The sequence below is a fragment of the Mycobacterium persicum genome (genome assembly GCF_002086675.1).
Classification (GTDB): Bacteria; Actinomycetota; Actinomycetes; order Mycobacteriales; family Mycobacteriaceae; genus Mycobacterium; species Mycobacterium persicum.
On record NZ_MVIF01000196.1, the window covers coordinates 1 to 3,191 of the forward strand.

At 58.5% G+C, this 3,191-nt stretch carries 2 protein-coding genes; both read left to right on the forward strand.

What is annotated here, in order from left to right; all coding sequences use genetic code 11:
- Positions 1-788: 788 nt before the first annotated feature.
- The gene (locus BST40_RS27625) at positions 789-2,363 is read left to right on the forward strand and encodes a putative alpha/beta hydrolase (RefSeq protein WP_075545319.1); all 1,575 of its coding nucleotides are present in this window, start codon (positions 789-791) and stop codon (positions 2,361-2,363) included.
- Positions 2,364-2,384: 21 nt separating this feature from the next.
- Positions 2,385-2,693, forward strand: a complete 309-nt coding sequence (locus BST40_RS27630; RefSeq protein WP_075545320.1) for a hypothetical protein — start codon at positions 2,385-2,387, stop codon at positions 2,691-2,693.
- Positions 2,694-3,191: the final 498 nt, after the last annotated feature.

Genomic DNA, 3,191 nt, shown 5'->3' on the forward strand with positions numbered 1-3,191 from the left:
GATCAACGAACCACCGAAGGAGAACACCGACACAGAACACGCAGCCTGACACGTCTCAAATGGTTTGACAGGTTCCGGTGACGTTATTCCTGCTGCTGCCTGCGCGCACTCCAGCGCCTACCGGATCGCGGCGACATCGAGGACAGCCAGGGCCGCCAAAACATCGCCGGATGGGCGAGACGGACAAGCTCCCTACGTGGGTTCTCAGGCGTGAATGGCGACACCCCCTGCAGTAGAGCAGAATTCGCGCGTGGCTCCCTCGGCGGTTCATCTCGATGCGATGTTCACCGCCGGTAGCCCGGCAGCTGCTGAAGGAGTCGCTACCGTGGTCGGCGCCACACGGTGGAGCCACTAAGTTTGTCACCGAATTGGATAACCCGGCGACACCATGCTGTGGCGAAATAGTGAATTGACCCGCGATTCGGCTGCCGATACCTTGTCGTCCGACGCATACCGATCGCGACGACAACGCGCGAGCGCTGCGTCCGAAGGAGACTGTGGCGTTATCGATCTCGACGACGGCAAGGAGTGACGATGTGCACGACGGAAGGGCAGGAAGAAGCCTCAAGGCGGTGCCGATCAATCGTTGTGGAGCCCCTCGAGGCTGGGGATTTCTCGCCATACCGCTGGGCCATGACTTCGCGCTGCGCGGTCAGCTCGCCACAGGCGCAAAAGGTAAGCGGGTCGCGAGCGTCTCACGAGCCTTCTGTTCTCGGAACCCGGCGACTGCACGCCACAGGACTGACACGACGCAATGAGCACAAGGTAGCGAGACGTCAAGCGGTGCAATGCAACTGCGTCATATAAGCATCCCGCGGCTGATCGTCGAGGTCGGCGGCGATCCGTGGGCGATCAACCAGAGTCTGCAGGCTGGACGTCCGGCGCGGATATCTGAGCTGGCCCAGGCCTTCCACAATGCTGGCCGATGCACCGCCGAGGCCTGCGCTGCATTCGACGATGCTCTTCGCCGATTTGAGGCGTCCTGGAAGCGGGACAACGGTGATCATCCGATCAACGACTCTGTCGAAGTTCAGCGCGTGGCGAACTCCCTGGGACTTCAGGCCGCGCAACTGCCCAAGATCGGTTTGCACTTGGCGAACATCGCAGCCGCGCTGGCCGAGGCACAACGGTTGGCGGGGAAGCAGATTGCTGCCTTGGAGGCCCAGCTGCAAGAGATCGACAACGAACTGGGCGATGCGCTGGAAATCGAGAACAATGTTAGCCTTACAGAGGCCGACAAGTCCGCAGTCGATGCTCTCATTTCCACTCTCGAAGATGACGCCATCACAGAGACCAAAGTCGCTCTACAAAAGCTGACATCCATACGTTCTGGCTACTCAGATGACTTGCAAAGCTCGCTGAGCACTTTGAACAACGATGGCTGCGACCCGACGATGATCGAGGCTTTCGACGCGCCAGCAACGCCAACCAAGGGCGGACCAGAAGCCGACCGACGCCAGACCGAAATCGCCGCTTTTGCGAAGATTTTCGGTAGGCCACCGACCTCCGCGGCAGACTGGCAAACGGCGGCGGCGCTCGATCCGCATAGTTATGACCCGAAGAACGGCGGCGTGCCCCCGAACATCGTGGTTGGACGCATCAAGCCGGTGCCCGGACAAGGTGTGGTGCGGACTAACCTTTTCATTCCTGGTCGCGCTGTTTGGGCTCCGCAACTCGACTGGCAGCCGATTCACGACAATCTCGGCGACAACCGTGGCTTTTCATCTACCGCGGGGCCGGAGGCATCGCGGGTGTCAATCTATGTCGATTATGAGAACGGCATCATCGTCGCGCGCCAGAACCCGTCAGTTGACGCAAAAACGGGCCAGATCCGGGCGGGAACGCCGACAATCTCAGCTGTCCAGAAGAGCGACGGTGGCGTTTTGGTGAAATATAGTGCTGCCGACCCGTTTTCACCCGGCGGGGAAGGCTTAGCCAAGGCGACGTCGTTCGATGTGAATGGCACGATCGCCATCCAGCCGACGCCCGGAGGTCCCCATGTCGGTGGCACCGTGACGAACTTCCCGGCGATCGAGATCTACAACGATCGGCCGGGGTCGACGACGGCACCGCTCGTGCAGTCATGGCCCCTCGTAGTTGACAACGCATTGGGGCCTGCTGCTGGTCTCTGGTGGCACAGATCAATCGGTGACCAAGTGCTGGAACTGCGATTCAACGATCAGTACCCTGCCTTGACGATCCCATCCCTCCCGCAACCCGGACACGGGCCCGCGCCGGTGCCCATTGGTCCGCCGCTTGTTGCTACGCCCCCGGGCACATACCTTCTCGGGCCCGTCGATCATCCGCCGGAAATCGGCCTGCATGATCCGGTTGTTATGCTGCCACCACTATTGCCAAGATAGAAAAGGGTCCCGACAGTTTATATGAAAGAGCCTATCGACTGGATACGCGCCACATTTACCGGAGCGATCGCTGGCGGATTTCTGTGGGCTATCATGCTGAAAGTTATATCTATCGCGACGCACGAACATTTTGCTGCAGGAGATTTTTATAGATTTGTCTCTTGGGTATCCTTCATCCTGATCGTTACTGGCGTGGCCCTGTACTTCGGCGCTAACGGTGCCGTATGGCGCGGCACTGCAATCGGAATCATTCTCGCGCCGCTGACGGGGTGGTCGATCCTGCTCTTCGTCAACCTCCTCTTAGGCTTCCCCTCTTGGAGGATGCACTGATATGATCGCGTCCTCTGGCTATGAAAGCCCGTTCGACTATGCCCGAAATCGGCCCGTCCCACTCCTTGCGGGCATGTTTGTTGGCATCTTGTCGACGCTGCTTACTTTCGGATTCTTCTGGTTTTTTGCACCGATATTTCCTCTTTTTCTTTGTGGACTCACGATGGCTTTCAAACGCACAAAGGCATTTTCGGTGGGCGCATTTGCAGCGTTTTTCGGTGTCTTTACATTTGTGAGTCTATTCGCGATCCTGTATTTTATTTAAAACTCAAATTGGGTACCTACCTAACGAATAATGGCGCGCGTCACGGCACATCGGAACCTGTCAAACCATTTGAGACGTGTCAGGCTGCGTGTTCTGTGTCGGTGTTCTCCTTCGGTGGTTCGTTGATCCAGGCTGCTTCGGGCAGCTTGGGTGGCCCTCTCTGCCAACCTTGGGTGAGGCACTCGCCCCCTGATAATTAGTGACCCGAGGGCGGGGATGGAGAGTTTCCCCGA

Excerpts from the sequence above, each read along its gene's own strand:
- BST40_RS27625 (WP_075545319.1), top strand. The coding sequence starts at position 789 with ATGCAACTGCGTCATATAAGCATCCCGCGGCTGATCGTCGAGGTCGGC.
- BST40_RS27630 (WP_075545320.1), top strand. The coding sequence starts at position 2,385 with ATGAAAGAGCCTATCGACTGGATACGCGCCACATTTACCGGAGCGATC.